The following is a 23,732-nucleotide window of genomic DNA, read 5'->3' as shown; positions in this document are numbered from 1 at the left end:
GATGTCCAGGCTCAGGCCAGCCGCTCCCGCAGCTCCCGCCTGAGCACCTTGCCGTAGCTGTTCTTGGGCAGCGTGTCGACGAACTCGTACCGTTTCGGCCGTTTGAATCGCGCGATGCGCTCCAACAGGTGCGCGTCGAGCGCGCCCGCATCGGCATCACCGACCACGAAGGCCACCACGATTTCGCCCCAGTCGGGGTCGGGGGCGCCCACGACGCAGGCCTCGGCAACCCCGGGATGGGTGAGCAGCACCTCTTCCACCTCGCGGGGATAGATGTTGCTGCCGCCGCTGATCACCACGTCCTTGGACCGGTCACGCAGGGTGAGGTAGCCGTGCTCGTCGAATGAACCCATGTCGCCGGTGTAGAGCCAGCCATCCTTGAGGGTCGAGGCGCTGGCGGCGGAATTGTTCCAATAGCCCGACATGACAGCGTCGCCGCGGCACACGATCTCGCCGATTTCACCGACCTCGGCCGGGCTGCCATCGTTGCGCAGCACCGCGACGTGCATCCCCGAGCGCGCGTAGCCGACGGAGCCCAGCACGGCGTCGTCCGCGTCGTCGTGGTCGGCCCGGCGTAAACCGGTGATGGTCATGGGCGATTCACCCTGGCCATAGATCTGGGCGAACACCGGACCGAACGCGCCGAGTGCCTTGCGCATGCTGTCGACATACATGGGCCCGCCGCCGTAGACGATGGTGCGCAGGGATTGTGGTGCGGGACGGCCTGTTTCGAGGAGCCGCTGGATCATGGTCGGCGCCAGGAACGCCGACGAGCCCGGGTGGTGGGTGCACAGATCCAGGAACTCTGCCGGATCGAACACGCCGGATACCGGGACCACCTGCCGGGCCCCGCGCAGCACGTAGGGTGCGACATACAGCCCGGATCCGTGCGACATGGGGGCACCGTGGATCAGGCTGCAGTTCTCGTCCAGGTCGTCGATGTCGGCGAGATGCGACACCGTCATCGCCATGAGGTTGCGATGGGACAGCATGGCGCCCTTGGATTTTCCGGTGGTGCCGCTGGTGTAGAACAGCCACGCCAGGTCGGCGGGGGCGGTGTCGGGCAGCGCGGCTGGTTCGGTTGCGAGGCGTGCGGTATAGGCGTCGGAGGCGATCACCTCGACCTTGGTGTCGAGCTCCAGTGCACCCGCGATCTTGGCCGACGCGAAGACGTGCGAGGCCCCGGAATCGGCGACGATGTCGGCCATCTCCCGGGGATGCAGCTTGTAGTTGATCGGGACGAAGACGCACTCGGCAGCCCAGATGGCAAACATGAGTTCCACGATCTCCGGCCGGTTTTCGCTGGCCACCGCGATCCTGCTGCCGCGTTCGGCGTGCCGCCGCAGCGACGCCGCGAGCCGCAGCGCCCGCTCGCGCAACTGCGACCACGTACACAATTGACGTTCACCGCTGAACACCGCACCCCGATCACCGAACCGCGCCGCGGCTTGATCCAGGACATCGAAAACGTTCACCGCTCAACCCATTCGGAGGTCAACGCGCGTTCGGACAGGTACTTGGTCGAGCTCCAGCCGCCGTCGACCACGATGGTCTGCCCGTTGATGAAGCTGCCTCCGTCCGAACAGAGGAACGCCACCGTCGCCGCGATGTCGTCGACCCGGCCGAGCCGCTGGTGCGGCGTCATCTCGGTATTGATCTTGCGGAATCTCTCGTCTTCGAGCCGGGTGGCCACCATGGGGGTCACGGTAACGCCGGGGGCGACGGCGTTGCACCGGATTCCCTGAGCACCGTATTGACATGCGATGTGCGTGGTCAACGCCGTCAGCCCGCCCTTCGCTGCCGAGTAGGCGCCGCCGCGCAGCCCGCCCACCACCGCGAAGGTCGACGTGACGTTGATGATCGCCGATCCCGGCATCAGGTGCGGTATCGCCTCACGCGCCAGCCGGAACGGTGCCCGCAGCATCAAACCGAGGAAATAGTCGAGGGTTTCGTCGTCGGTCTCGTGCAGCGGTTTGGGGCTGCCGACCCCGGCGTTGTTGACCAGAAAGTCGATCCGCCCCCACCGTGACAACGCGGCGTCGACGATGCGGCGCGGCGCGTCGCCGTCGGTGAGATCCACGGCCAGCGTCGCAACCCGCTCGGGGGCGCCGACGGCGGCGGTCAGCTCGGCCAGCCGTGCGGTGTCGCGCCCGGTGCCCAGTACTGTCATACCGGCCTCGGCCAGTTTGACGGCGCAGCCGAAGCCGATGCCGCTGCTGGCCCCGGTGACGATCGCTACCTGCATCTAGGTTGTCCCTCCCGCCAGCAGCGACGCGCGGATCTCGTGCTTCAACACCTTCCCCGCGGCGTTCTTGGGCAGCGCCTCCCAGATCTCCACGCGTTCGGGTGTTTTGAATTTCGCCATGCCACGGTCGGCGAGCAGGCGCCCCACGGCTGCGACATCCGGCCCGGGACCGCAGGACGGCACGATGACGGCGCAGGCCCGTTCACCGGTGTGGGCATCCGGGAGGCCGACGATCGCGATCTCGGCGATGCCCAATTCGCCGACCAGAACGTCCTCGACCTCCTTTGGGGAGATGTTCTCGCCGTTGCGGATGATGAGGTCTTTGGCGCGCCCGGTCACCACGAGATACTCGCCGTCCACCCACCGACCGAGATCACCCGTGCGGAAGAAGCCGTCGGCGTCGAGCGCGGCGGCGGTGTCGTCGGGATGCAGGTAGCCCAGCAGCATCTGCGGGCCGCGTGCCCGGATCTCGCCGCGCACGAGCCTGATCTCGGCGACACCGGCACGACCGTCGGTATCGGCGGCGTGGTCGATGTCAGCGGGACCCAGCGAGCCGACGGTCGTCACCGGCACCTCGGTCGATCCGTACACCCGGGTCACCACGGCCTTGTCGAAATAGTCTGTGGCGCGGCGGATCAACGAGGGCGGCACCGATGCGCCGCCGCAGATGAACACCTTCAGGCCCGGCAATCGAGTGTCCGCACGTTCGGCGGCGCCCAGCAGTTGCTCGAGAAACGGTGTGGCGCCGGCCATATGGGTGCAGGCATGGTCGATCATCAACCGGATCCCGCGGTCGGCGTTCCACCTGTCCATGAGCACTGCGGTGCTGCCCAACAGCAGGGGGCATTCGAATGCATAGATGGATCCGCCGATATGGGCGATCGGGGAGGGAACCAGGAACGTGTCGCCGGGGTCCACCATCCAGTGCACGCGCAGCTGCTCGATCAGTGCGGCGATCGAATCATGACTGTGCAGCACGCCTTTGGGCCGTCCGGTGGTGCCCGAGGTGTAGAGGATCATCCGAACTGCTGCGGGGTCGAGGATGGGCAGCGGTACGGGTCTGCCGTTCGGTAGTTCGGCGTCCTCGCGCACCACCACGATGTCGGGTGGCGACGCCAGCTCGGCGGACACCCGGGTCAGCATTGCCGCGTAGTCATGTCCGCCGAACTGCCGGGGTATGAAGATCATCCGGCTGTCTGCGTCGTCGAGGATGAACCGCAGCTCCCGGTCTCGCAGCGACGGCAGGATCGGGTTGACCACCATGCCTGCCAGCGTTGCGGCCAGGTAGATGACGGCGGCTGCATGCCAATTCGGCAGCATGAACGAGACGACGCTGCCAGCCGGCATCCGGTGTGCCATGTGATACGCCAACGCCGTTGCTCGCGAATGCAATTGGCCACACGTGAGCCGGATGTCGCCGTCGATCAGCAACACCCGGCCGGGGGTGCCGCGGGCTGCGTCGGCCAATGCGTCGGCCAGGGTTCTCACGGCTGGCCTTTGACCCGACGCATGGTCATGGAGTGCCGGAACCGGTCCGCCGGGTGGGTGTTGACGGTCACCTGGGCGACCTCACCGTCGGAGGTGGTGTAGGTGCGGAGCATCCGCAGGGCGGCGCTGGCCGGGGAAACGTTGAGCGCTGTCGCGAGGTCGGGCGTGACCAGCACTGCCGAGATCTCCTGATGCACCTCGATGATGCTGACCCCGAAGAGGTCCTCGATGAGCGGGAAGATCGGTCCGCTGTGGCGCTGCAGCAGCCGGCCGACCGCGGCGAATGACCGGTTGATGTAGTACTCGGTGCAGCACACGGGCGCGCCGTCGATCTGCCGGTAACCGCGGACCGCCAGGCATTGTTCGCCGACCGCGAGGCCGGTGTGCTCGGCCATGTCGTCATCGATGGTCACCATGGCGTTGGATTCGATGGTGAACTGCGCCCCGGCGGCGAATGCCAGCAGATCGTTGATCGACATCACGTCCTGGGCATAGGAATTCGTCGCGGCTCGGGGCATCACCAGCGTGCCCGCACGTGGTCGCGAGGACACCAGGTTGTCGTCGCGTAGCCGCCGCAACGCCTCCCGAATGGTGTAGCGACTCACCTCGAAGCGTTCGCACAGTTCGTGTTCGGTCGGTAGTTGCGAACCGACGGGGTAGACGCCGTCGACGATCTCTTTGCGCAGCGTGCGCGCCACCTGCAAGTAGCGGTGTTCGGTGGGGCTGATGGTCATGGCGCGACTCCGCTGCGGCGCAGTGTCAGGACGCTGCCGTCGCCATCGGCCGAAATGTAGAGCGTCCCATCAGTTCCGGCGGTGATCCCGGCGAACGGTCCCTGCGGCCCGGAGAACGGCGGCATGCCCTTGAGCGGTTTGGGCACCACGCCCGGTGGCGGACCGACGGGTAACCCGGTGGCGATGCTGCGGCGGCGTGCGGTGTCGAAGTCGTACTCGATGAGCTCCTTTGTCCCGGCGTCGACGACGTAGAGCCAGTGGTCGTGAACCACAATCCCCTGCGGCGTGTCCAGCCCGTCGACCAGCGGTACGACGGCCGAGCCGGCCACCTGGACCACGGCACCCGCTACCGACACCAGCGGTGCACCGTCGGGCGCGAACGCCAAACCGACGGGATGGTCGAGCCCGTCGGCCAACACGTCCACCGCGCCGGTACGGACCGCGAGCAGGCGCCCGGCGCCCTGCTCGACGACCACCGGCGTCGCGTCCGGCGCCAGCGCCACGCCGTAGGGCTGGTCCACGCCCGCGACGATCACGTCGCTCTCGCCCGTGCGCGGCCGATACCGGGCCACCGTATCGGCCGCCGTGGTGACGATGAATTCGCCTGCGCCGCAGGTGGTCACGCCACGCAGAAACCCCGGATATCCCGGCGTGAACAGCATGCCCTCGGTCTGTAGTTCCCCGTCGGCGCCCACCCGGTAGAAGAACGTGCCGTCGGCGACGCAGAGATCGCCATTGGTGTCGAGGGTGAGACCGAGCGGCCAGTTCAGTCCCCCCGGCAACAGCGTCGACGTGCCCGTGGATGTGACTTCGGTGATCTCTCCGGTGAAGTTGGACACGAACAGCCGGCCGTCGACGAAGGTCAGGTTGTCCAGGCCGGGCGAAAGCTGGGCCAGCAGGCTCTGAGCGCCGGTGCGCGGGTCGATCCGCAGCACCTGGCCGCTGGCCACCTGTGTCGAGACGATGAATCCGTGCGCGTCGAACTTGACCGCGTCCGGGACACCGAGATCGGCAGCGACCACCTGGGGTTGGCCACCCGACGGATCGACGCGCCAGATCTCGTTGGCACCCATCACCGGGAAATACAGCATCCCGTCCGGACCGATCTCCATGGCGTTGGGCGACGGGACGTTATCGAGTAGCACGCGCGGAGCGCCCCCGCTCAAGTCCATCTCCATCAGGCGGCCACCCTCGCGGCATTCGCCGATGAACAGCCTGCCGCGGTCGAAGGTGATGCCGTTGGCCGAGGGCACGTCATCGCGGAGCACTCGAGTGGTGCCCGTACGTTCGCGCACGCTGACCCGGCCGTCCATGACCTCGGTGGCGTACAGGTTCCCGTGCCCGTCGAATGCCACGTCGTCGGGAGCGATGATGTCGCCGCCCTTGGCGCTGACGGTTTCCACGCACCCGGTGTCGACATCGACGGCGCTGATCTGGCTGCCCGTCACCTGCGCGACATAGATGCGGCCGTCAGGCCCGGTGCGCAGACCGTTCGCACCGAACAGCCGGCTCGGTGCGGTGATGCGCTGCAGTTGCCAGTCCGCGTCTGTTGACGGGGTCGACGGGTACCGCGCATCCGGGCTCACGATGTCGGACGTTAGCAAGACGCCGTAGTCCAGACAATAGGTCTGCACTGAGCCAGAGACACTCTTGACGGGCGAATAATCCCTGCGGAATAGTGTTCTCGTATATGAAGAGCATCGTATGTTGTCCGGACAAATAGGTCAGCCGTGGACAGTCAGCTGAGTTTGACCGGCCGGGTCGTGGTGGTGTCGGGCGCTGGTGGCGGTGGCATCGGCACCAGCGTCACGCGCCTGGTAGCCGAGGCGGGCGCCACCGTCGTGGCGTTCAGCCGATCGCGTGACAACCTCGACGCCCATGTCGGGCCCCTGGTGGACCAGGGCATGAGCGTGGTGCCGGTGGTCGCCGACGCCGCGACCGATGCCGGCATCGCCACCGTGCTCGATGCAGTGCGCCGTACCGGGGAGCCGTTGTACGGCCTCGTGAATGTCGCCGGCGGGGCCGCGCCGCGGACCTGGATGCCTGCCACGCGGGTCACGCGGGCCGACTGGCGCGAATTGTTCACGGCGAACCTCGAAACCATGTTCTTCATGAGCCAGGCCGTCGCCGCGGAGATCCGTGCCCACGGCAACGCAGGTTCGATCGTCTCGGTGTCGTCGATCAGCGGTATGAACACCGCGCCCTACCACATCGCGTACGGCACCGCGAAAGCCGCGATTGTCGCGGCCACGCGAACCATGGCCGCCGAACTCGCCGCTGACGGTATCCGCGTCAATGCCGTCGCACCCGGCGTCACCGAAACCGCCGCCTCGGCAACATATGTCGACACCGATCCGGACCGGGACCGCCGCGCCATCGCGATGGGGCGCCGCGGCACGCCCGACGAGCAGGCCGGTGCGATCCTGTTTCTGCTGTCGGACCTGTCGAGTTACATCACCGGCCAGACCCTGCTGGTCGACGGCGGGCTCAACCTGCGCTGGACGCATCTCGGTGCGGACAACACCTCACTGTTCCTGAAGGACGACGACTTTCGCGCGGCCATGAGGAGGCATCAGTGACAGAAGAACTATCCGGCCCCATGACCATCGGCGTGGACGCCTACCTCTCACCGGACTACGCGCGTGCCGAGCGAGACCGGTTGTGGCGCAAGGTATGGCAGCAGGTCGGCCGCGTCGAGGACCTGCCCGAAGTCGGCAGCTACCTCACCTACGACATCCTCGACGACTCGATCATCGTCGTGCGTACCGGCGCCGACGACTTCGCGGCCCACCACAACGTGTGCATGCATCGCGGCCGGCGGCTGATCGACACCCCGAAAGGCGCCAAGAACGCCTGTGCACGCACCCGCAAGTCGTTCGTCTGCGGATTCCACGGCTGGACCTACGATCTGAGCGGCGCCTGCACCCACATCCGCGAACAGGACGACTGGCAGGGCGCACTGAGCCCGGAGAACACCCGACTGAGCCGTGTTCACGTGGACACCTGGGGCGGCTGGCTGTTCATCAATCTGGACTCCGACCCGGAACCGTTGGCGGACTTCCTCTTTCCCGCCGCCAAGATCCTTGATCCGTTCGGTCTGGAGAACATGCGTTACAAGTGGCGCAAATGGTTGAACTTCGACTGCAACTGGAAAGTCGCGATGGAGGCCTTCAACGAGACCTACCACGTGTTCACCACTCACCCGGAGTTCAACAAGTTCGGCGAATTCAAGGGCTGGGCGAAAGTGCAGGGCCGGCACTCCAACATCGGCTACGACGCCCCGGACGATCTGGAGGAGACCAAGTCCAAGATTCGTCTCGGCACCGGGGATCCGCGGATCTCGACGGCGGAGATGCAGGTCTACACCATGGAAGAGACCAATGCGACCACTACGCAGACACTGGTCAACGCCGCCAAGCGCCTCGTCGACGAACTGCCCGAGGGCACCCCGGCCGACAAGGTGCTCGAGCACTGGCTGACCTCGGCCCGCCGCGATGACGAGGCGCGCGGCGTGGTCTGGCCGACCATCCCGCCCGACATTCTGGGCCAGAGCGGCACCGCGTGGCAGCTCTTCCCGAACTTCCAGATCGGGCAGGGCCTCACCAGCGCCCTGTGCTACAGCGCCCGGCCCGATCCGAGCTACAACCCCGACAAGTGCATCTTCGAGGTGTCCGTCTTCGAGCTGTACCCGAAAGGGCAAGAGCCCCAGACCGAATGGGTGTACACCCCGGCCGGCAGCCCAAACTGGCTATCGGTGCTGCCACAGGACTTCTCGAACATGGCCGCCGTCCAGCAGGGAATGAAATCGGCCGGTTTCCCCGGAACCAAACCCAACCCCTACCGCGAACGCAGCACCGTCAACCTGCACTACCAACTGTCGAAGTACATGGGCGTCGGAGAACCCCGGGCCATCCAGTGATTTGTGGAGGAGAGAACATGAAGGTCAACCTCGGTACGGGGGCCCAGAACTCCCACGATTGGGAACGCGTACTCGCCGGCGACTTCACCCGTCGTCCCGCCACGCCCGACTACAAGTGCGTGCAGGCGGCGCTGGCCCTCGGTGATCTCGCCGAACCACTGGGTTTTGACGGGATCTGGTTCCCCGAGCACCACGGCACACCATATGGCATGACGCCCAACCCGATTCAGGCGCTCACCTATTTCGCCGGACGCACCGAACGGGTCAGCCTGGGCACGTTCGTCGCGGTGGTGCCGTGGTGGAACCCGATCCGGCTGGCCACCCAGATCGCCTACCTCGACATCGTCTCCAACGGTCGCTACACCACCATCGGCCTGGGGCGTGGCGTGTCCAAGGCCGAGTTCGCCGCGGTCGGTGTCCCGCGCGAGGAGAGCCGCGACCGGTTCAACGAGACGCTGGACATCCTCAAGCTCGCGTTCTCCGGTGAACGGTTCTCCTACGACGGCAAGATCTTCTCGTTCCCGGAGATGTCGTTGCGCCCCGAACCGATCAGCACTGACCTGTTCGACCGCATCTACAGCTCGTCCTCCACCGCGGAATCCCTCGAAATCCTGTCCCGCCGTGGCATGGTGCCGCTGTTCGTCGGCAACAAGCCGATCACCGACGCCGGTGAGGAGGTCCGCAAGGTCAACACCTTCCGCGCCGAGGAAGGTCTCGGGCCGTGTCAGCCGAAGAACGTGATGTTCATGTACTGCGTGCCATCGGAAGCCGAGGCGCAAGACACCGAAGAGTGGATCTGGACCGCCAACCGAGACGTCAACGTGCACTACGGTTTTGCCGACGCCTCGAACTTCCAGGGCGTCAAGGGTTATGAGGCCTACGCCGCGCGCGAGGCGAGCGCGACAGCGCTGCTGGCATCGGAGGTCGGGAATCAGAAGAAGGGCGGCCCGCCCGGGTACCACGCCTCCAACCTGCTGATCGGCACGCCACAGACCGTGTTCGAGAAGCTCAAGGCCGCGCAGGAGGCGTGCTCGTTCTGTGAGGTCACCATCGTGCCGCAGTTCGGCACCATGCCATACGAGAAGGCCTTCGAGAGCGTCCGGCTGTTCGCCCAAGAGGTGCTCCCCGCCGTGCACGATATGGACGCCCCGCTACACGCGGCCGCGCTGCCCGAAAAGGCCAACGCATGACTTGCGGGCCCACCGACACCCCCACGGATATCGACATCGCGGCGCTCCGCGAGAAGTACCGAGTCGAGCGCGAGAAGCGGTTGCGCACAGAAGGTTCCAAGCAGTATGTGCAGACCGGAGAGCAGTTCTCGGAATTCGGTGAGGTCGACCCGCACACCCCGTATGTCGAGCGGGACTCGATCGACGTCGACAACGACGTGGCCGTGCTCGGCGGCGGGTTCGCCGGTCTGCTCGCCGGTGCGTATCTGAAGAAGGCCGGCGTCGAGGACGTGCACATCATCGAGATGGGCGGAGACTTCGGCGGCGTCTGGTATTGGAACCGCTATCCTGGCATCCAGTGCGACAACGAATCCTACTGCTACATACCTCTTCTCGAAGAGCTCGACTTCATGCCGAGCAAGAAGTTCGCCGACGGCGCGGAGATCTGGCAGCACTGCCGCAACATCGGCAAGCATTACGGCCTCTACGACGGTGCCGTCTTCTCCACCCAGGTCAAGGCCTTGACATGGGAGGACGACATCCAGCGGTGGCGGATCAGCACCAACCGCGGCGACGACATCCGGGCCCGGTTCGTGGTGATGGCCTCCGGATCTTTCAATCGGCCCAAACTGCCGGGGATCCCAGGCATAAAAGACTTCGGCGGGCACATGTTCCACTCGTCGCGCTGGGACTACGACTACACCGGAGGCGACAGCTCGGGCGGGCTCCACAAGTTGGCTGACAAGAGGGTCGCCCTGATCGGCACCGGCGCCACCGGTGTGCAGCTGGTGCCGCACCTGGCTCGAGATGCTCAGCACCTGTACGTGTTCCAACGCACGCCATCGACGGTGGACGAACGCAACAACACCGCCACCGACTCCGAGTGGGTCAAGACGCTGCAGCCGGGCTGGCAGAAGGAACGCCAACGCAACTTCCACGCCTGGACATTCGAAGGCATGGCGCTGGGGCAACCGGACCTGGTGTGCGACTTCTGGACCGAACTGGGGCGCAACACCGCAGCCCGGGTGCTCGCCCTGGCAGATCCGGCGGCGCTGAGCCCCGAGCAGTTCATGAGCCTGCGCGAAGAAGAGGACTACAAGGTCATGGAGCGCCTGCGCCGCAGGGTCGAGGCGCTGGTCGAAGACCCCGACACCGCCGAAGCGCTCAAGCCGTACTACCGGTTCCTGTGCAAGAGGCCCTGTTCCAACGACGACTATCTGCCGAGCTTCAACCGGCCCAATGTCACCCTGGTCGACGTCTCCGAAGCCAAAGGCGTGGAACGGATCACCGCAACGGGCATTGTCGCGGGCGGGCGCGAATACGACGTCGACTGCATCATCTTCGCCAGCGGCTTCGAGATCACCACCGAGATCAGCAGGCGCTACTCCATCGACACCATCAAAGGTCGTGACGGCCTGTCGCTGTATGACGCGTGGGCCAACGGCTACAAGACCCTGCACGGCATGACCAGCCGCGGATTTCCCAACCAGTTCTTCACCGGCTTCACGCAAGTGGGAATCTCGGCCAACATCGCCGCGAATTACGAACTGCAGGGCGAGCACATCGCCTACGTGATCGCCGAGGCACTAAGCCGTGGCATCACCACCGTCGAACCCAGCCAGGCAGCGCAGGACGGCTGGTGCCGGACCATCAAGGAGTCATACATCGACACCTCGGCGTTCGACGCCGAATGCACACCCGGCTACTACAACAACGAAGGTGGCGGGGTTGGAAAGGACGCGGAGGGGATTCGATCCCATTTAGGCGAGCCGTATGGTCCCGGCTTCTACGCGTTCGGGGATCTGCTCAAGGCATGGCGGGACCAGGGCGACTTGGAAGGCCTGGAAACCACGTGACGCTGCGCTTCGACCATCGCGTCGCCGTCGTCACCGGAGCCGGCCGGGGCCTGGGCCGTGCGTACGCGCAGCTGTTGGCAGCGCGGGGAGCGAAAGTCGTCGTCAACGATCCTGGCGGCAGCCTCACCGGCGGCGGCAACGACCCTGGCCCCGCTCACTCGGTGGTCGACGAAATCCTCACGGCGGGTGGCCAAGCCGTCGCCAACACCGACACCGTGGCGACAGCCGAAGGTGGCCAGGCCGTCATCGACACCGCACTGGAAGCCTATGGCCGCATCGACATCCTGATCCACAACGCGGGCATCGTCCGGCGCGGCGCGCTCAGGGACATGACGTACGAGGACTTCGACGCCGTGCTCGACGTTCACCTGCGGGGCGCTTTCCACGTGGTGCGGCCGGCGTTTCCGCCGATGTGCGACGCCGGATACGGCAGGGTCGTCTTGACGAGCTCGATCGGCGGCCTGTACGGCAACCACGGCGTGGCCAACTATGCGGCGGCCAAGGCGGGCATCCTCGGGCTGTGCAACGTCGTCGCGCTGGAAGGGGCTGCGCACGGCGTCACGTGCAACGCCATCGTGCCCGGTGCCGTCACGCGGATGGCCGAAGGCCTCGACATGTCGGCCTATCCACCGATGGGCCCCGAGCTGGTGGCACCCGTCGTAGGTTGGCTTACGCACGAAAACTGCAGTGTCACAGGCGAAGTATACGTCGCGATCGCCGGGCGGGTGGCCCGCGTCGCGGTGTCGGAGTCACCGGGCGTCTACCGTCCGGAGTGGACGATCGAGGAGGTCGACGCCAACATCGATGCGATCCGTGACATGAGCGCACCGGTGAGCTTCCCGGTGGTGCCCGACGGGCACGGGGCCCACATTCGCTACAGCTTCGACAGAGCGGCACCCAGGGTTGGAACATCGTGAGCGGCCCGCTGCACGGCGTGCGCGTAGTCGACCTCACGGCCATGGTGATGGGCCCGTACTGCACGCAGATCATGGCTGACATGGGTGCTGACGTGATCAAAGTCGAACCGCCACAAGGTGACAACACGCGGTACATCTCGGTGGGCCCGGCACCGGGTATGAGCGGCGTGTTCGTGAACGTCAATCGCGGTAAGCGGGGGATCGTGCTGGATCTGCAGACCGAAGCAGACCGGGAAGCGTTGCGCGCGTTGATCGCAACCGCCGACGTGTTCATTCATTCCATGCGGGCCAAGGCGATCGCCAAGCTCGGCTTCGGCTACGACCGCGTCGCGGCGATCAACCCGGCGATCGTCTACACCAACTGCTACGGCTACGGCCGGCGTGGGCCGGATGCCGATCGCCCCGCCTATGACGACACCATCCAGGCCGAATGCGGATTGCCCGCAGTGCAAGAGCAATTGACGGGCGAGGCCGGCTATGTCGGCACCATCATGGCCGACAAGGTCGCGGGACTGACCGCGCTGTACGCCACGATGATGGCGCTGTTCCACCGCGAGCGCACCGGTGAGGGGCAGGAGGTCGAGGTCAGCATGTTCGAGACCATGGCCTCGTTCATGCTCGTCGAGCATGCCAACGGCGCGATGTTCGATCCGCCGCTGAGCCCCGCGGTCTACCCGCGCGCGGTCGCGCCCAATCGCAAGCCCTACGAGACCAAGGACGGTCAGATCGCGGCGCTGATCTACAACGACAAGCACTGGAACGCCTTCATCGAGCGCGTGCAGCCCGCCTGGAACGGACCACAATTCGCGACGCTCGAGCAGCGGGCCCACCAGATCGACACCGTGTACGGGCTGTTGGCGCGGACCCTGAAGGAACGCACCACCGACGAGTGGCTGCAGCTGTTCCGGGACTTGGAGATTCCCGCCGCGGCCGTGCACACGCCCGACGCGTTGTTCGACAACCCGCACCTCAACGCCGTCGGCTTGTTCGAGACCGTCGCCACCACGCACGGGCCGGTGCGGTTTCCCGGTGTGCCGACGTGGTTCTCCCGCACCCCGGGCCGGGTGGGCGGATTCGCACCCGAGCTGGGTGCCGACACCGCCGAGGTACTCGCCGAGCTCGGCGCCCATCACGAGACCGCTTAGAAAGACGACCAATGGATTTCGACTTCGGCGAGGCGGCCACCCGACTGCGCGGCGAACTACGCGGGCTGATCGCCGACCAGATGCCCGCCGACTTCCTCGGGGCGTTCACCGACGATCCCGCCGATCTCGACGCGGCCCAGCGGTTCTGCCGAACCCTGGCGCAACGGCACCTGCTGTGCATGTCGTGGCCCAGCGAGTTCGGCGGCGACGACTCCTCGGTGTGGGAGCAGACTGTGGTGCGCGAAGAGATGTGGGCCCACCACGAACCGAGGGGCGCGCAGTACATGGGCGTCAGCTGGGTGGGGCCCATCATCATGCGCCACGGCACGCCGGAGCAGCAACGCAGACATCTGCCGCCCATCGCGAACGGCGAAGTGATTTGGTGCCAAGGCTTTTCCGAGCCGGAGGCCGGCTCCGACCTGGCATCACTGCGGACGTCGGCGTTCCGCGACGACGACGGCTGGCGCATCAACGGGCAGAAGATCTGGACGTCGTACGCCACCATGGCGCAGTGGTGTTTTCTGTTGGCCCGCACGTCCAAGGGCGGGAAGAAACAGCACGGCTTGACCGTCTTCCTGGTGCCCATGTCGGATCCGGCCATCACCGTACGGCCCATCCGCACCATGATGGGCCCGCACCACCTCAACGAGGTGTTCTTCGACGAGGTCAGGGTCACCGACGCCGATGTTCTCGGGACTGTGGACGAGGGCTGGGCGATCCTGCAGGACGTGATGTCGTTCGAACGTGTCGGTATCGCACGCTACGCCAGGTGCGAGAAACTCCTGCAGGCCGCACCCGCAGTGCTCGGTGATGCCTGGGACGACCTGCCTGCCGAGCTACGGGGACGCTGGACCCGCATGCTCACCCACTGCAGAAGAGCCCGGTTGATGGCTTACCGCGTGGTGGCGCTGCAAAGCGCCGGGCGCGTCAAACCCGCTGACGCGGCGGCCTATCGGATCGCCGTGACCAAGCTGGATCAGGACAGCGCCGAGGTGCTCATGGAGATCGTCGCGGAGCTACCGCGGGGCGGCAACGGCGAGTACTTCCGACAAGAAGTTGAAGACCACTGGCGCTACGCGCAGGCATCGACGGTGTCCTCGGGCAGCATCGAGATGCAGCGCATCCTGTTGTCCCGGGCGATGTTGGCGGAGGCCAGAGCGTGATTCTCGATCTCAGCGACGATGCGAAAGAGTACGGCCGGCAGGCCCTTCGGGCTTTCGATGCGGCCGGTGGGGATCAGCTTCTGCAACAAGCCGAAGCCAAGCCGGAGACCCGTGAAGCCCTGGTTGCTCCGACGCTGGACGGTCTCGGGGCGTGGGAACTCGAACCCCGCAGCGACCCCGATGCGCTGGAGGCGGCCGCGGCGCTGTGCCGTAGCGCCGGATACTGGGCGCTGCCGTACCCGGTGGCCGAACGGCTGGCCGGAGTCCTCGTCGTCTCGGACACCGCGCCCGAAGCCGCGCTTGCCGGGCTCGACATCGACTGGTTCGCAACCACATTGGCTGGTCGACGCAGTCGCGTCACCGGCCTGGGGGTGCCAGGGCCGGCCTTTACCACGGCGTTGAGGCTCACCGCCGACGACGGCGCCGCTGACGTCGCGCTGGGTCTGGTACTGCCGTGCTGGACGTTGCTCGGCATGCTCGACCGGGCCCTCGAACTCACCGTCGCGCATGTGGGCCTGCGCAAGCAGTTCGGGCAGACCTTGTCCGCATTCCAGGGCGTGCAGTTCCAGCTGACCGATGCCGAGGTGGAGCGCAGCGGCGTCGACATCCTCGCCAAGTACGCACTCTGGAGCATCGGCGGCCCCGACGCGATCAACGATGCGCTGGCGCTGCGGCTCGCCGCGATCGAGGCGGCAGAGGTGGTGTTCCGGGTTTGCCATCAACTGCACGGCGCGGTCGGCTTCTGCGATGAGACCACGTTGTCCTGGCTGTCGCGGTACAGCCAGCCGTTGCGCCGCTTGCCGTTCGGGCTGTCCCAGACTCGCGACATCCTCACGCACCGTCTCGGCAGGCGCGGGCTCACCGGGCTGTTCTCGTGACCGAACTCGACGAATTCCGGGCGACGGTGCGCGACTGGTGCGCACAGCACATTCCCACGGATTGGCGCGCGGCCCAAACCGGCTTCAGCGACGAGGAATTCGTGTCCTTCCAGAAGTCGTGGTTCGCCGAACTCCACAGCGCCGGCTATGCCGTGCCGCACTGGCCCGCCGAATGGGGCGGTGGACTGAGTGTGCCCCAGCAGATCGTGCTGTATCAGGAACTCGCCGCGCACGACGCACCAAGGCTCGTGTTGGCATTCGTGGGCATTCACCACGCCGCGTCGACCCTGCTCGTTGCCGGAACCGACGCGCAACGACGGCGCCACCTCCCCGCGATCCTCGACGGCGAGATCTGGGTTCAGGGCTTCTCCGAGCCGGAGGCAGGGTCAGACCTCGCCGCGTTGCGGACGAGCGCGCGGCGGGACGGCGAGACGTTCGTCGTCAACGGGCAGAAGATCTGGGCCAGCGGCGCGATGCATGCGGACTGGTGCCTGCTGCTGGCTCGCACCGACCCGAATGCGCCCAAACGGCACGGTATCTCGTACTTCTTGATGGACATGGCCACGCCGGGCATCGAGGTCAGGCCGATCCGTAATGCGCTCGGCGAGTCGCACTTCTGCGAGATCTTCCTCGACGATGTCGTAATCCCCGCCGCCAATATGGTCGGTACAGTCCACCAGGGCTGGCAGGTCGCCCAGGCCACCCTCGGCGCCGAGCGTGGCATGACGATGCTTGAGTTGGCCGAGCGCTTGAGCAATGCGGGTTTCCGGTGGCTCGTGCAGGCGTGCGCACCGATTGACGACAGCGTGGTCGCGGATCGCCTGGCGCAGTTCGAGATCGAACTCGCGGGCCTGCGCGGGCTGTGCCGAGATCTGGTGGAGCGTAGCGAGACGGGGCATGCCGGTCCGGCCGACGCGTCCATCGTCAAGCTCTACTACAGCGAACTGCTGCAGCGCATCACCGGATTCGGCGCCGAGATCGCCGGGCTACCGGGCCAGACCGTGCTGACCAAACCGGCATCCAGCGGCTGGGAGTCCGGCAACTGGATGCTCGACTTCATCGGATCGTGGGAATGGACCATCCCGGGTGGGGCCAGCGAGATCCAGCGCACGATCATCGGTGAGCGGGGATTGGGGCTGCCCCGATGAGTTTCCCAGAGTTGCACGCCGAATTGCGTTCGGTGGCACAAGATCTCCTCGCCAAGGACCCCGACTGGCCGCTGCTCGTGCAGGCCGGCTGGGTCGGGTTGGACGTACCCGAGGAGTTCGGCGGTTCCGGTGCGACTCTCGCCGAGGTGGCGGTGATCGCAGAGGAAATCGGCCGGGCCGCAGCGACCACCTCCTATCTGGGCGGGGCGGTGCTGGGCCTCGGGGCGTTGCTTGCTGTGCAGGCGGGCGAGCTCCGCGACCGACTGCTTCGTGATGTGACCGCAGGCGCTGCCAGAGTCGCGCTCGCGGTATCCGCCGGGGAGTCGTCGCAGGAGTTCGAATTCGCCGGCTGCGTTCACGGCCGTGCCAACTTCGTACCGGATGCGGCTGTGGCGCAACGTCTTCTGTTGCCCGCGAGAAACCCGGACGGTGAACCGGTGCTCGTCGGCGTCGCGTCGGATGCCGCCGGTCTGCGCATCGAGCATCAGCCGGTGCTGGACGGGACCCGCGAGTTGTCCGCCGTGACCGCCGACGGCGTCGAGGTGGCCGAGGTGTGGCGGTTCGACGGGGATGCGCGGGCGCGGCTGCAGGCGTTGAGAGACCGCGCAGCGGTGGCCGTGGCATGCGACAGCCTCGGCATCGCGCAGGCCATGCTCGACGCGACGGTGTCCTATGTCGGCGTTCGCCAGCAGTTCGGCCGCCCGATCGGTGCGTTCCAGGCCGTCAAGCATGCCTGTGCCGACATGCTCGTGCGCATATCGGTGGCGCGTCAGCTGGTGACATCCGCGGTCAGTGATCCCAACGCGATCACGGTGGCCATGGCCAAGGCGTATGCATGTGATACCGCGGTCGAGGTCGCGGGTAAGGCCATGCAATTGCACGGCGGCATCGGCTACACGTGGGAGAGCGGCGTCCACGTCTACCTCAAACGTGCCGCACTCAACCGCTCGCTGTTCGGTTCCTCGGCAGCGCATCGGGCCCGGCTCGCGGAGCGCTACCAGTAGGGTGCGGCTGTGCAGAAGCGACACCCGGGATTCACGACCAAGGTCACCCGTGAGTTGGCCGGTGCCACTCTGCCCGACGTCGAGACGCTGATCGATCGGCTGCTGTCGGCGATCTTCACCGACAACCCCGAATGGACCGATTACGCCAGTGTTCCGCGCGACGATCTGCGGGAGGGCTGCCGGGACTACCTCACCCGGGTGCTGGAGCTGTTGAGCGGCAGGATCGGCGAGCTAGACCATGCCGACGAGGTGGTTGGCGCGATCGCTCGGCACCGCGCCGAACAGGGCGTGCCCCTGGAGGTCATGCTGCGGACCTTTCGGCTCGGCGGCCGGATCGTCTGGCAGGCGCTTCTGGAGCGCGCTGAGGCCACCGGTGTCGCACCCAATGACGTCCTCGACGCCGGCACCGCGACGTGGACGGTGATCGACGAGCTGTCTTCGGCACTGTCGACGTCCTACCGCGACAGTGAGCAGGAGCGCGTGCGTCACGATGAGCAGCGCCGCAATGCCCTGATCGAGGATCTGCTCGGTCGGCGCGCTGGCGACGTGGGCTTCGCCGCGCGGGTGGCGCGCGAGCTGGAACTACCCGCCAAGGGTGGCTACCTGGTGATCGTGGCCGATGTCCGCACGGACGGCAGTCCCGCGCTCGCAAGCCCGCGGACTGCGCTCGACGGACTCGGCTTTCGGTCGGTGTGGCAGACCAAGGTCGACACGCGCATCGGCGTGGTGGCGCTCGAGCAGCGCGACGCCGACGCGGTGATCGCCCGGCTGCGGCCGCTGGCCCGGGGACGGGCCGCAGTCTCGCCCGCGGTATCGGGGCTCGCGGAGGCCGGCTCCGCCTATACCCTCGCGCTGATCGCCTTGAGCATGGTGGCGCCGGGGGCAACGGAGTTGGTGTCGTTCGGCGACCACTATCCCGAGGCCCTGCTGGTGCGGTCGCCGGACCTTGCCCAGCGACTCGTCACTCGCAATCTCGGCGGTGTTCTGGACCGGCCAACCCGCGAACGCGACGTTCTGCTCGAGACGCTCGTCGTGTGGCTGGAAGAGGACCGGTCGACGGCCAACGCGGCCGTCCGGCTGCACTGTCACCGCAACACCGTGCTCAACCGACTGAACCGGATCACCGAACTGATCGGCAGGCCGCTGCACGGCCGGGCGGCCTACGTCGAACTCTCCCTCGCGCTGTCCGCACTGGAGTTGCCTCAGATTGGGCACTCTGCCCAATCTGGGTGATCCAACGCTGGGCCGACTCGTATGGTGGCGGCGCTCACACGGCAGCAGACTCAACTGCGTGCGTGAGTTCGATCTTCTGGTGATCGGTGGCGGCCCCGGCGGCTACGTCGCAGCCATCCGGGCGGCCCAACACGGCCTCTCGGTGGGCCTGGTGGAAAAGGAGCGCCCCGGCGGCGTATGTCTCAACTGGGGCTGCATCCCCACCAAGGCCATGTTGCGGTCGGCCGAGGTGCTGCAGACCGTGCGCGACGCCGCCGAGTACGGAATCCATGCCGACAACGTCGGATTCGACTATGCCGTCGTGCGACGGCGCATGACCGACGTCGTCACCGGGTTGGCCGACGGCGTGGCCGGCCTGCTGAAAGCCAACGGTGTCACCGTGATTGAGGGCCACGCCCGATTCACCGGGCCCACCACCGTCGAGATCTGCGACATCGCCTCGGGTGACGGTCCGCGGTATGCGGCGACGCCGGGGGAAGTCGTCGACGCCGCCACCGCGCGCGACGTCATCATCGCGACGGGATCCACGCCCATCCCGCTGCCGATCCCGGGCGCCGAACTGCCGGGTGTGATCACGTCCGACGGCGCGTTCGGCCTCACCGCGGTGCCCGAGCGGATCGTCATCGTGGGAGGTAGCGCCGTCGGCGCCGAGTGGGCCAGCCTGTTCGCCGCGTTCGGCTCGGCCGTCACGGTCGTCGAGATGCGCGATACGCTCGTGCCCGCCGAGGACGCCGATATCGGTGCGGCCCTTGGCCGTTCGTTCAAGCAGCGGGGCATCACCGTGCTCACCGGCTCGACCGTCAGCTCGATTGCCCAGGCAGATGCGCTACGGGTCACGGCCGATGGTCCGAACCCGCGGGAAATCGATGCCGACGTCGTGCTCGTCGGCGTCGGACGCAAACCCAACACCGGCGAACTCGGCCTCGCGGCCACCGGCGTGATCGCCGACGCGCGTGGCTTCATCGAGGTCGACGAGCAACTGCGTACCAACGTCGACCACGTCTACGCCATCGGCGATGTCACCGGCAAGGCATTGCTGGCTCACGTCGCGTCGCATCAAGGTCTCACCGCGGCTGACGTGCTGGCCGGCCACGACAAGAAAATCGACTACGACGTCGTGCCTGCGGCCACCTTCACCCATCCCGAGATCGCCAGTGTCGGCCTCACCGAAGCGCAGGCGAAGACGGCCGGGCACGATCCGGTGACCGCCAAGTTCCCGTTCGCCGCGCTCGGTCGGGCCCGAACCTTCGGCGACACCGAAGGATTCGTGAAGATCGTGGCCGGGCGTACGTACGGCGAAGTGCTCGGCATGCACATCATCGGGCCCGCGGCCAGTGACCTGATCACCGAAGGCGCACTGGCGATGGCGCTTGAGGCGACGCTCGACGAACTCGCCGACACCATCCACGCGCACCCGACCCTCGGCGAGATCGGTATGGAAGCCGCGCTCGCTGCGCTGGGTCTGCCCGTACACATCACGCCACCGAAGCGCTGAGGAGTTCTGCATGACGGACACGATCGACCGGCCCGCCCTCGCCGGGGAAGACCTCAACACCCTGTGTGCCTACTACCGCCAGATGGTGTTGATCCGGCGCTTCGAAGAGCGGGCCGCGCAGGGCTACACCCAGGCCAAAGTGGGTGGGTACTGCCACCTCAACCTCGGTGAGGAAGCGACCGTGGTGGGCCTCATGGCCGCCCTGCGGCCCACCGACTACCTGTTCACCAACTACCGCGAACACGGCTACGCGATCGCCAAGGGCATCGACCCCAAACGGGTGATGGCCGAACTGTATGGCCGCAGCACCGGCATCTCCAAGGGCTGGGGCGGGTCGATGCACATGTATGACACCGAGACTCGGATGCTCGGCGGTTACGGCATTGTGGGAGGCCAACTTCCGCTGGCCGTGGGGGCCGCCCTCGCGATCGACTATCGTGGCGGCGACGACGTGGTGATGTGCCAGATGGGTGACGGCACAACGAATATCGGCGCTTTCCACGAGTCGCTCAACATCGCCGCGTTGTGGCGGCTGCCCGTGGTGTTCGTGGTGATCAACAACAACCTCGGCATGGGCACCACCGTCGAGAAGGCGTCCGCCGAACCCGAGCTGTACAAACGTGCCGCTGCGTACCGCATGGTCGGGGAGCGCGTCGACGGCACCGACGTGCTGGCGGTGCGCGATACCGCGCGCCGGCTGGTCGAGACCGCCCGTACCGAAGGTAAACCCGCACTGCTGGAGGCGGTCAGCCATCGGTTGCGTGGGCACTCGGTCGTCGACCCGGCGAAATACCGCAGCGAAACCGATGTCGCCGCAGCGCAAGACGCGGATCCGCTGGCCCTGTTCAAGGCGACCCTGCTGCGGGTGGGCGCATTTGACGAGGACGGCGCAGCAGCGCTGGAGCGCTCGGCGCAGGAAGAGGCGGACGCCGCGGTGGCGTACGCCGATGCGAGCCCGCATCCCGATCCCGCCACGCTCTTCGACTACACCTATGCCACCCCGGTAGCGGGGGAGTCGCGCCGACTGCCCGCAGACCCGCTGTTCTGACCGCATTTCAGCAAGAAGGAAAACCGTTGCCTGTCATCAGTTATCGTGAAGCGCTGCGCGAAACTCTGCGTGAGGAGATGCACCGCGACGACTCGGTCTTCCTGATCGGTGAGGAGATCGGGATTTTCGAGGGCTCCTACAAGATCACCGCCGGGTTGCTCGCCGAGTTCGGCGAGAAGCGGGTGCGCGACACTCCCATCGCCGAAGAAGGTTTCGTCGGCGCCGCAGTGGGCGCGGCCATGCTCGGCCTACGGCCCGTCGTCGAGATCATGACGATCAACTTCTCGCTGCTGGCGCTCGACCAGATCGTCAACCACGCGGCCAAGATCTACGGCATGTTCGGTGGCCAGACCAGTGTGCCCATGGTGATCCGCACGCCCGGCGGCGGCGGGCAACAGCTCGGCGCAACACATTCGCAGAACATCGAGCTCTACTACGCGTTCGTGCCGGGACTCAAGGTCGTCGCGCCGAGCACCCCGGCCGATGCCCGAGCCTTGATGCGTGCCGCGATCCGTGATGACGACCCGGTGCTGTTCCTGGAGAACCTCGCGCTCTACAACACCAAAGGCGAAGTGCCTGCGGACCTGGAGCCCGCCGAGATCGGCAAGGCCGCGGTGCGCCGGGTCGGCACCGACATCACCCTCATCGGCTACTCCCGAATGGCCGCTGTGGCAACGCAGGTCGCCCGCAGGCTGCACGACGACAACGGAATCGACGCCGAGGTCATCGACCTGCGCAGCCTGCGTCCGCTCGACCGGGACACCCTGGTGGAGTCGGTCCGCAAGACCGGATGCGCCGTCATCGCCGAAGACGACTGGCTCACCTACGGAATAGGCGCCGAGGTCGCCGCATCCATCTCAGACGGTGCCTTCGACTATCTCGACGCCCCGGTGCGCCGCGTCGCCGCCGCCGAAGTCCCGCTGCCCTATGCCAAACCGCTCGAGCAAGCCGCCCTGCCCTCGGCCGAATCGCTCTACGCCGCGGCCCGCGAAACACTGACCGCCGTCGGCCGGCTCTGACCACAACTTGAGGACCACACGTGCCTGAAATCACCATGCCCCGCCTGTCCGACACCATGGAGGACGGCGTAATCATCGCGTGGCACAAGAAGATCGGTGACCGAGTCGAGCGCGGAGAAGTCCTCGCCGAGATCGAGACCGACAAAGCCATCATGGAGCTCGAGGCCTACGACGCCGGGATCCTCGAGCACATGCTCGCCGGCGAGGGCGACCGCGTTCCGATCGGCGTCCCGATCGCGGTCATCGGCGATGGCAGTGCCACCTCAGCTGCGCCGCAACCGGTCCCGCCCACCGCGCCGCAACCAGAACTCGTCGCTGCGCCACAGCCTTCCACCCCGGCGGTGCGGTCCGACCGGCCCAAGGCGTCACCGCTGGCCCGCAAGGTGGCCGACGCCAACGGTATCGACCTGACCACCGTGGACGGCAGCGGCCCGGGTGGCCGGATCATCCGCAAAGATGTCGATGCCGCCGTCAAGCGCGGCGAAACCCCCGTCGCCCCAAACCTTCCGGCGAACTCCGACGCCGACGAGGTGCCGCTGACCACGCTGCAGCGCGTTGCCGCCAAACGCCTGACCGAGAGCAAGCAGAACGCCCCGCACTTCTATCTGACCGCGGCCGTCGACGTCACCGATCTGCTGGCCTTCCGCGAAACCGTCAACGACAGCCTGCAGGCAGACGGGGGACCCAAGGTCAGTGTCAACGACTTCATCGTCCGCGCCGTGGCGTCAGCACTTCGCACCAATCCCGGCGTCAACGTGTCATTCGGCGGCGACGTTCTCTTGCGCCACCACGGGGTGCACATCGGCGTCGCGGTCGCCGTCGACGCGGGCCTTGTGGTTCCGGTCGTGCGCGACGCCGACCGTAAGACGGTGTCGCAGATCGCCGCCGAGACCAAGGAGATGGCCGGCCGAGCCCGCATCGGGAAGCTGCGCGCCGACGAGATGTCCGGCGGGACCTTCACCATCTCGAACCTCGGGATGTACGGCATCGAGCAGTTCGCGGCGGTGATCAATCCCCCCGAGGCCGCGATCCTCGCGGTGGGGGCGGCGGCCGAGGAACTGCGCCTGATCGACGGTGAGGTGGCTGCCCGCAAGGTGCTCCGGCTGACGCTGTCGGCTGATCACCGCGCGATCGACGGCGCCACCGCTGCGATCTTCCTGCGTGACCTGACGGCACTGCTGCAGAACCCGCTGCGCATCGTGACCTGACACGCTCTCTGTTCGGCAGCCCTCGATGAGTTCTTGCGCCCCGGGCAGTCTGTACCGGTGACC

At 66.7% G+C, this 23,732-nt stretch carries 20 protein-coding genes; 15 read left to right on the top strand and 5 right to left on the bottom strand.

The genetic code is table 11. The annotated features are described in order from the left end of the window. Positions 1–11: 11 nt before the first annotated feature. The 5 genes from RMCB_RS03015 to RMCB_RS02995 are packed head-to-tail and all read right to left on the bottom strand — an operon-like array spanning position 12 to position 6,053. Positions 12–1,475 carry an AMP-binding protein gene (locus RMCB_RS03015; RefSeq protein ID WP_062827565.1) on the bottom strand — a complete coding sequence of 488 codons (1,464 nt, stop codon included), beginning with the start codon at positions 1,473–1,475 and terminating at the stop codon, positions 12–14. Beyond that, positions 1,472–2,245, bottom strand: coding sequence for an SDR family NAD(P)-dependent oxidoreductase (locus RMCB_RS03010; RefSeq protein WP_062827564.1), 774 nt, complete (start codon positions 2,243–2,245; stop codon positions 1,472–1,474). The genes RMCB_RS03015 and RMCB_RS03010 overlap by 4 nt, the downstream gene beginning before the upstream one ends. Then, the gene (locus RMCB_RS03005) at positions 2,246–3,733 is read right to left on the bottom strand and encodes an AMP-binding protein (RefSeq protein ID WP_062827563.1); all 1,488 of its coding nucleotides are present in this window, start codon (positions 3,731–3,733) and stop codon (positions 2,246–2,248) included. Beyond that, positions 3,730–4,467: a GntR family transcriptional regulator gene (locus tag RMCB_RS03000; RefSeq protein ID WP_062827562.1), complete on the bottom strand. Its 738-nt coding sequence runs from the start codon at positions 4,465–4,467 to the stop codon at positions 3,730–3,732. Before RMCB_RS03000 ends, RMCB_RS03005 begins: the two co-directional genes overlap by 4 nt. Then, positions 4,464–6,053: an SMP-30/gluconolactonase/LRE family protein gene (locus RMCB_RS02995; RefSeq protein WP_234791974.1), complete on the bottom strand. Its 1,590-nt coding sequence runs from the start codon at positions 6,051–6,053 to the stop codon at positions 4,464–4,466. The genes RMCB_RS03000 and RMCB_RS02995 overlap by 4 nt, the downstream gene beginning before the upstream one ends. Before the next feature lie 144 nt (positions 6,054–6,197). Here RMCB_RS02995 and RMCB_RS02990 point away from each other — a divergent pair, with 144 nt between their 5' ends. Genes RMCB_RS02990 through RMCB_RS02920 form a run of 15 tightly spaced genes read left to right on the top strand, consistent with a single transcriptional unit; the run spans position 6,198 to position 23,669 of the window. Next, the gene (locus tag RMCB_RS02990; RefSeq protein ID WP_062827561.1) at positions 6,198–7,046 is read left to right on the top strand and encodes an SDR family NAD(P)-dependent oxidoreductase; all 849 of its coding nucleotides are present in this window, start codon (positions 6,198–6,200) and stop codon (positions 7,044–7,046) included. A 20-nt stretch (positions 7,047–7,066) separates the two neighbouring features. Next, on the top strand, positions 7,067–8,386 hold the full coding sequence (locus RMCB_RS02985; protein WP_062827560.1) for an aromatic ring-hydroxylating oxygenase subunit alpha: 1,320 nt from the start codon (positions 7,067–7,069) through the stop codon (positions 8,384–8,386). Between the two features lie 17 nt (positions 8,387–8,403). Continuing rightward, complete coding sequence (locus RMCB_RS02980) at positions 8,404–9,576, top strand: LLM class flavin-dependent oxidoreductase (protein ID WP_062827559.1); 1,173 nt, start codon at positions 8,404–8,406, stop codon at positions 9,574–9,576. Next, positions 9,573–11,411 carry a flavin-containing monooxygenase gene (locus RMCB_RS02975; protein WP_062827558.1) on the top strand — a complete coding sequence of 613 codons (1,839 nt, stop codon included), beginning with the start codon at positions 9,573–9,575 and terminating at the stop codon, positions 11,409–11,411. The genes RMCB_RS02980 and RMCB_RS02975 overlap by 4 nt, the downstream gene beginning before the upstream one ends. Beyond that, positions 11,408–12,328, top strand: a complete 921-nt coding sequence (locus RMCB_RS02970) for an SDR family NAD(P)-dependent oxidoreductase (RefSeq protein WP_234791973.1) — start codon at positions 11,408–11,410, stop codon at positions 12,326–12,328. Before RMCB_RS02975 ends, RMCB_RS02970 begins: the two co-directional genes overlap by 4 nt. Beyond that, positions 12,322–13,473: a CaiB/BaiF CoA transferase family protein gene (locus tag RMCB_RS02965; protein ID WP_109784157.1), complete on the top strand. Its 1,152-nt coding sequence runs from the start codon at positions 12,322–12,324 to the stop codon at positions 13,471–13,473. The genes RMCB_RS02970 and RMCB_RS02965 overlap by 7 nt, the downstream gene beginning before the upstream one ends. Before the next feature lie 11 nt (positions 13,474–13,484). Further along, positions 13,485–14,636, top strand: coding sequence for an acyl-CoA dehydrogenase family protein (locus RMCB_RS02960; RefSeq protein ID WP_062827556.1), 1,152 nt, complete (start codon positions 13,485–13,487; stop codon positions 14,634–14,636). After that, positions 14,633–15,514 carry an acyl-CoA dehydrogenase family protein gene (locus RMCB_RS02955; RefSeq protein WP_062827555.1) on the top strand — a complete coding sequence of 294 codons (882 nt, stop codon included), beginning with the start codon at positions 14,633–14,635 and terminating at the stop codon, positions 15,512–15,514. Before RMCB_RS02960 ends, RMCB_RS02955 begins: the two co-directional genes overlap by 4 nt. After that, positions 15,511–16,662 (top strand): acyl-CoA dehydrogenase family protein, encoded by a 1,152-nt coding sequence (locus tag RMCB_RS02950; RefSeq protein ID WP_062827554.1) that lies wholly within the window; start codon positions 15,511–15,513, stop codon positions 16,660–16,662. The genes RMCB_RS02955 and RMCB_RS02950 overlap by 4 nt, the downstream gene beginning before the upstream one ends. Next, complete coding sequence (locus tag RMCB_RS02945; protein WP_062827553.1) at positions 16,659–17,666, top strand: acyl-CoA dehydrogenase family protein; 1,008 nt, start codon at positions 16,659–16,661, stop codon at positions 17,664–17,666. The genes RMCB_RS02950 and RMCB_RS02945 overlap by 4 nt, the downstream gene beginning before the upstream one ends. 9 nt (positions 17,667–17,675) lie before the next feature. Then, positions 17,676–18,899 carry a PucR family transcriptional regulator gene (locus tag RMCB_RS02940; RefSeq protein WP_062827552.1) on the top strand — a complete coding sequence of 408 codons (1,224 nt, stop codon included), beginning with the start codon at positions 17,676–17,678 and terminating at the stop codon, positions 18,897–18,899. 58 nt (positions 18,900–18,957) lie between these two features. Then, positions 18,958–20,394: a dihydrolipoyl dehydrogenase gene (lpdA, locus tag RMCB_RS02935; protein ID WP_062827551.1), complete on the top strand. Its 1,437-nt coding sequence runs from the start codon at positions 18,958–18,960 to the stop codon at positions 20,392–20,394. 10 nt (positions 20,395–20,404) lie between these two features. Next, positions 20,405–21,442, top strand: a complete 1,038-nt coding sequence (gene pdhA / locus RMCB_RS02930) for a pyruvate dehydrogenase (acetyl-transferring) E1 component subunit alpha (protein WP_062827550.1) — start codon at positions 20,405–20,407, stop codon at positions 21,440–21,442. A 35-nt stretch (positions 21,443–21,477) separates the two neighbouring features. Next, positions 21,478–22,461: an alpha-ketoacid dehydrogenase subunit beta gene (locus tag RMCB_RS02925; protein WP_201028227.1), complete on the top strand. Its 984-nt coding sequence runs from the start codon at positions 21,478–21,480 to the stop codon at positions 22,459–22,461. A gap of 20 nt (positions 22,462–22,481) precedes the next feature. After that, positions 22,482–23,669, top strand: coding sequence for a dihydrolipoamide acetyltransferase family protein (locus RMCB_RS02920; RefSeq protein ID WP_201028221.1), 1,188 nt, complete (start codon positions 22,482–22,484; stop codon positions 23,667–23,669). Positions 23,670–23,732: the final 63 nt, after the last annotated feature.

Origin of the sequence: Mycolicibacterium brisbanense, assembly GCF_001570425.1 — a bacterium.
GTDB lineage: Bacteria > Actinomycetota > Actinomycetes > Mycobacteriales > Mycobacteriaceae > Mycobacterium > Mycobacterium brisbanense.
The sequence above is the reverse complement of the archived record's forward strand: the minus strand, read 5'-3'. Positions and strand labels throughout refer to the sequence as shown.

What these genes read in the sequence shown, in the direction of transcription:
- RMCB_RS02980 (WP_062827559.1), top strand. Translation starts at nt 8,404, where the DNA reads ATGAAGGTCAACCTCGGTACGGGGGCCCAGAACTCCCACGATTGGGAA.
- RMCB_RS02985 (WP_062827560.1), top strand. Translation starts at nt 7,067, where the DNA reads ATGACCATCGGCGTGGACGCCTACCTCTCACCGGACTACGCGCGTGCC.
- RMCB_RS03010 (WP_062827564.1), bottom strand. Translation starts at nt 2,245, where the DNA reads ATGCAGGTAGCGATCGTCACCGGGGCCAGCAGCGGCATCGGCTTCGGC.
- RMCB_RS02975 (WP_062827558.1), top strand. Translation starts at nt 9,573, where the DNA reads ATGACTTGCGGGCCCACCGACACCCCCACGGATATCGACATCGCGGCG.
- RMCB_RS03000 (WP_062827562.1), bottom strand. Translation starts at nt 4,467, where the DNA reads ATGACCATCAGCCCCACCGAACACCGCTACTTGCAGGTGGCGCGCACG.
- pdhA (WP_062827550.1), top strand. Translation starts at nt 20,405, where the DNA reads ATGACGGACACGATCGACCGGCCCGCCCTCGCCGGGGAAGACCTCAAC.
- RMCB_RS02960 (WP_062827556.1), top strand. Translation starts at nt 13,485, where the DNA reads ATGGATTTCGACTTCGGCGAGGCGGCCACCCGACTGCGCGGCGAACTA.
- RMCB_RS02945 (WP_062827553.1), top strand. Translation starts at nt 16,659, where the DNA reads ATGAGTTTCCCAGAGTTGCACGCCGAATTGCGTTCGGTGGCACAAGAT.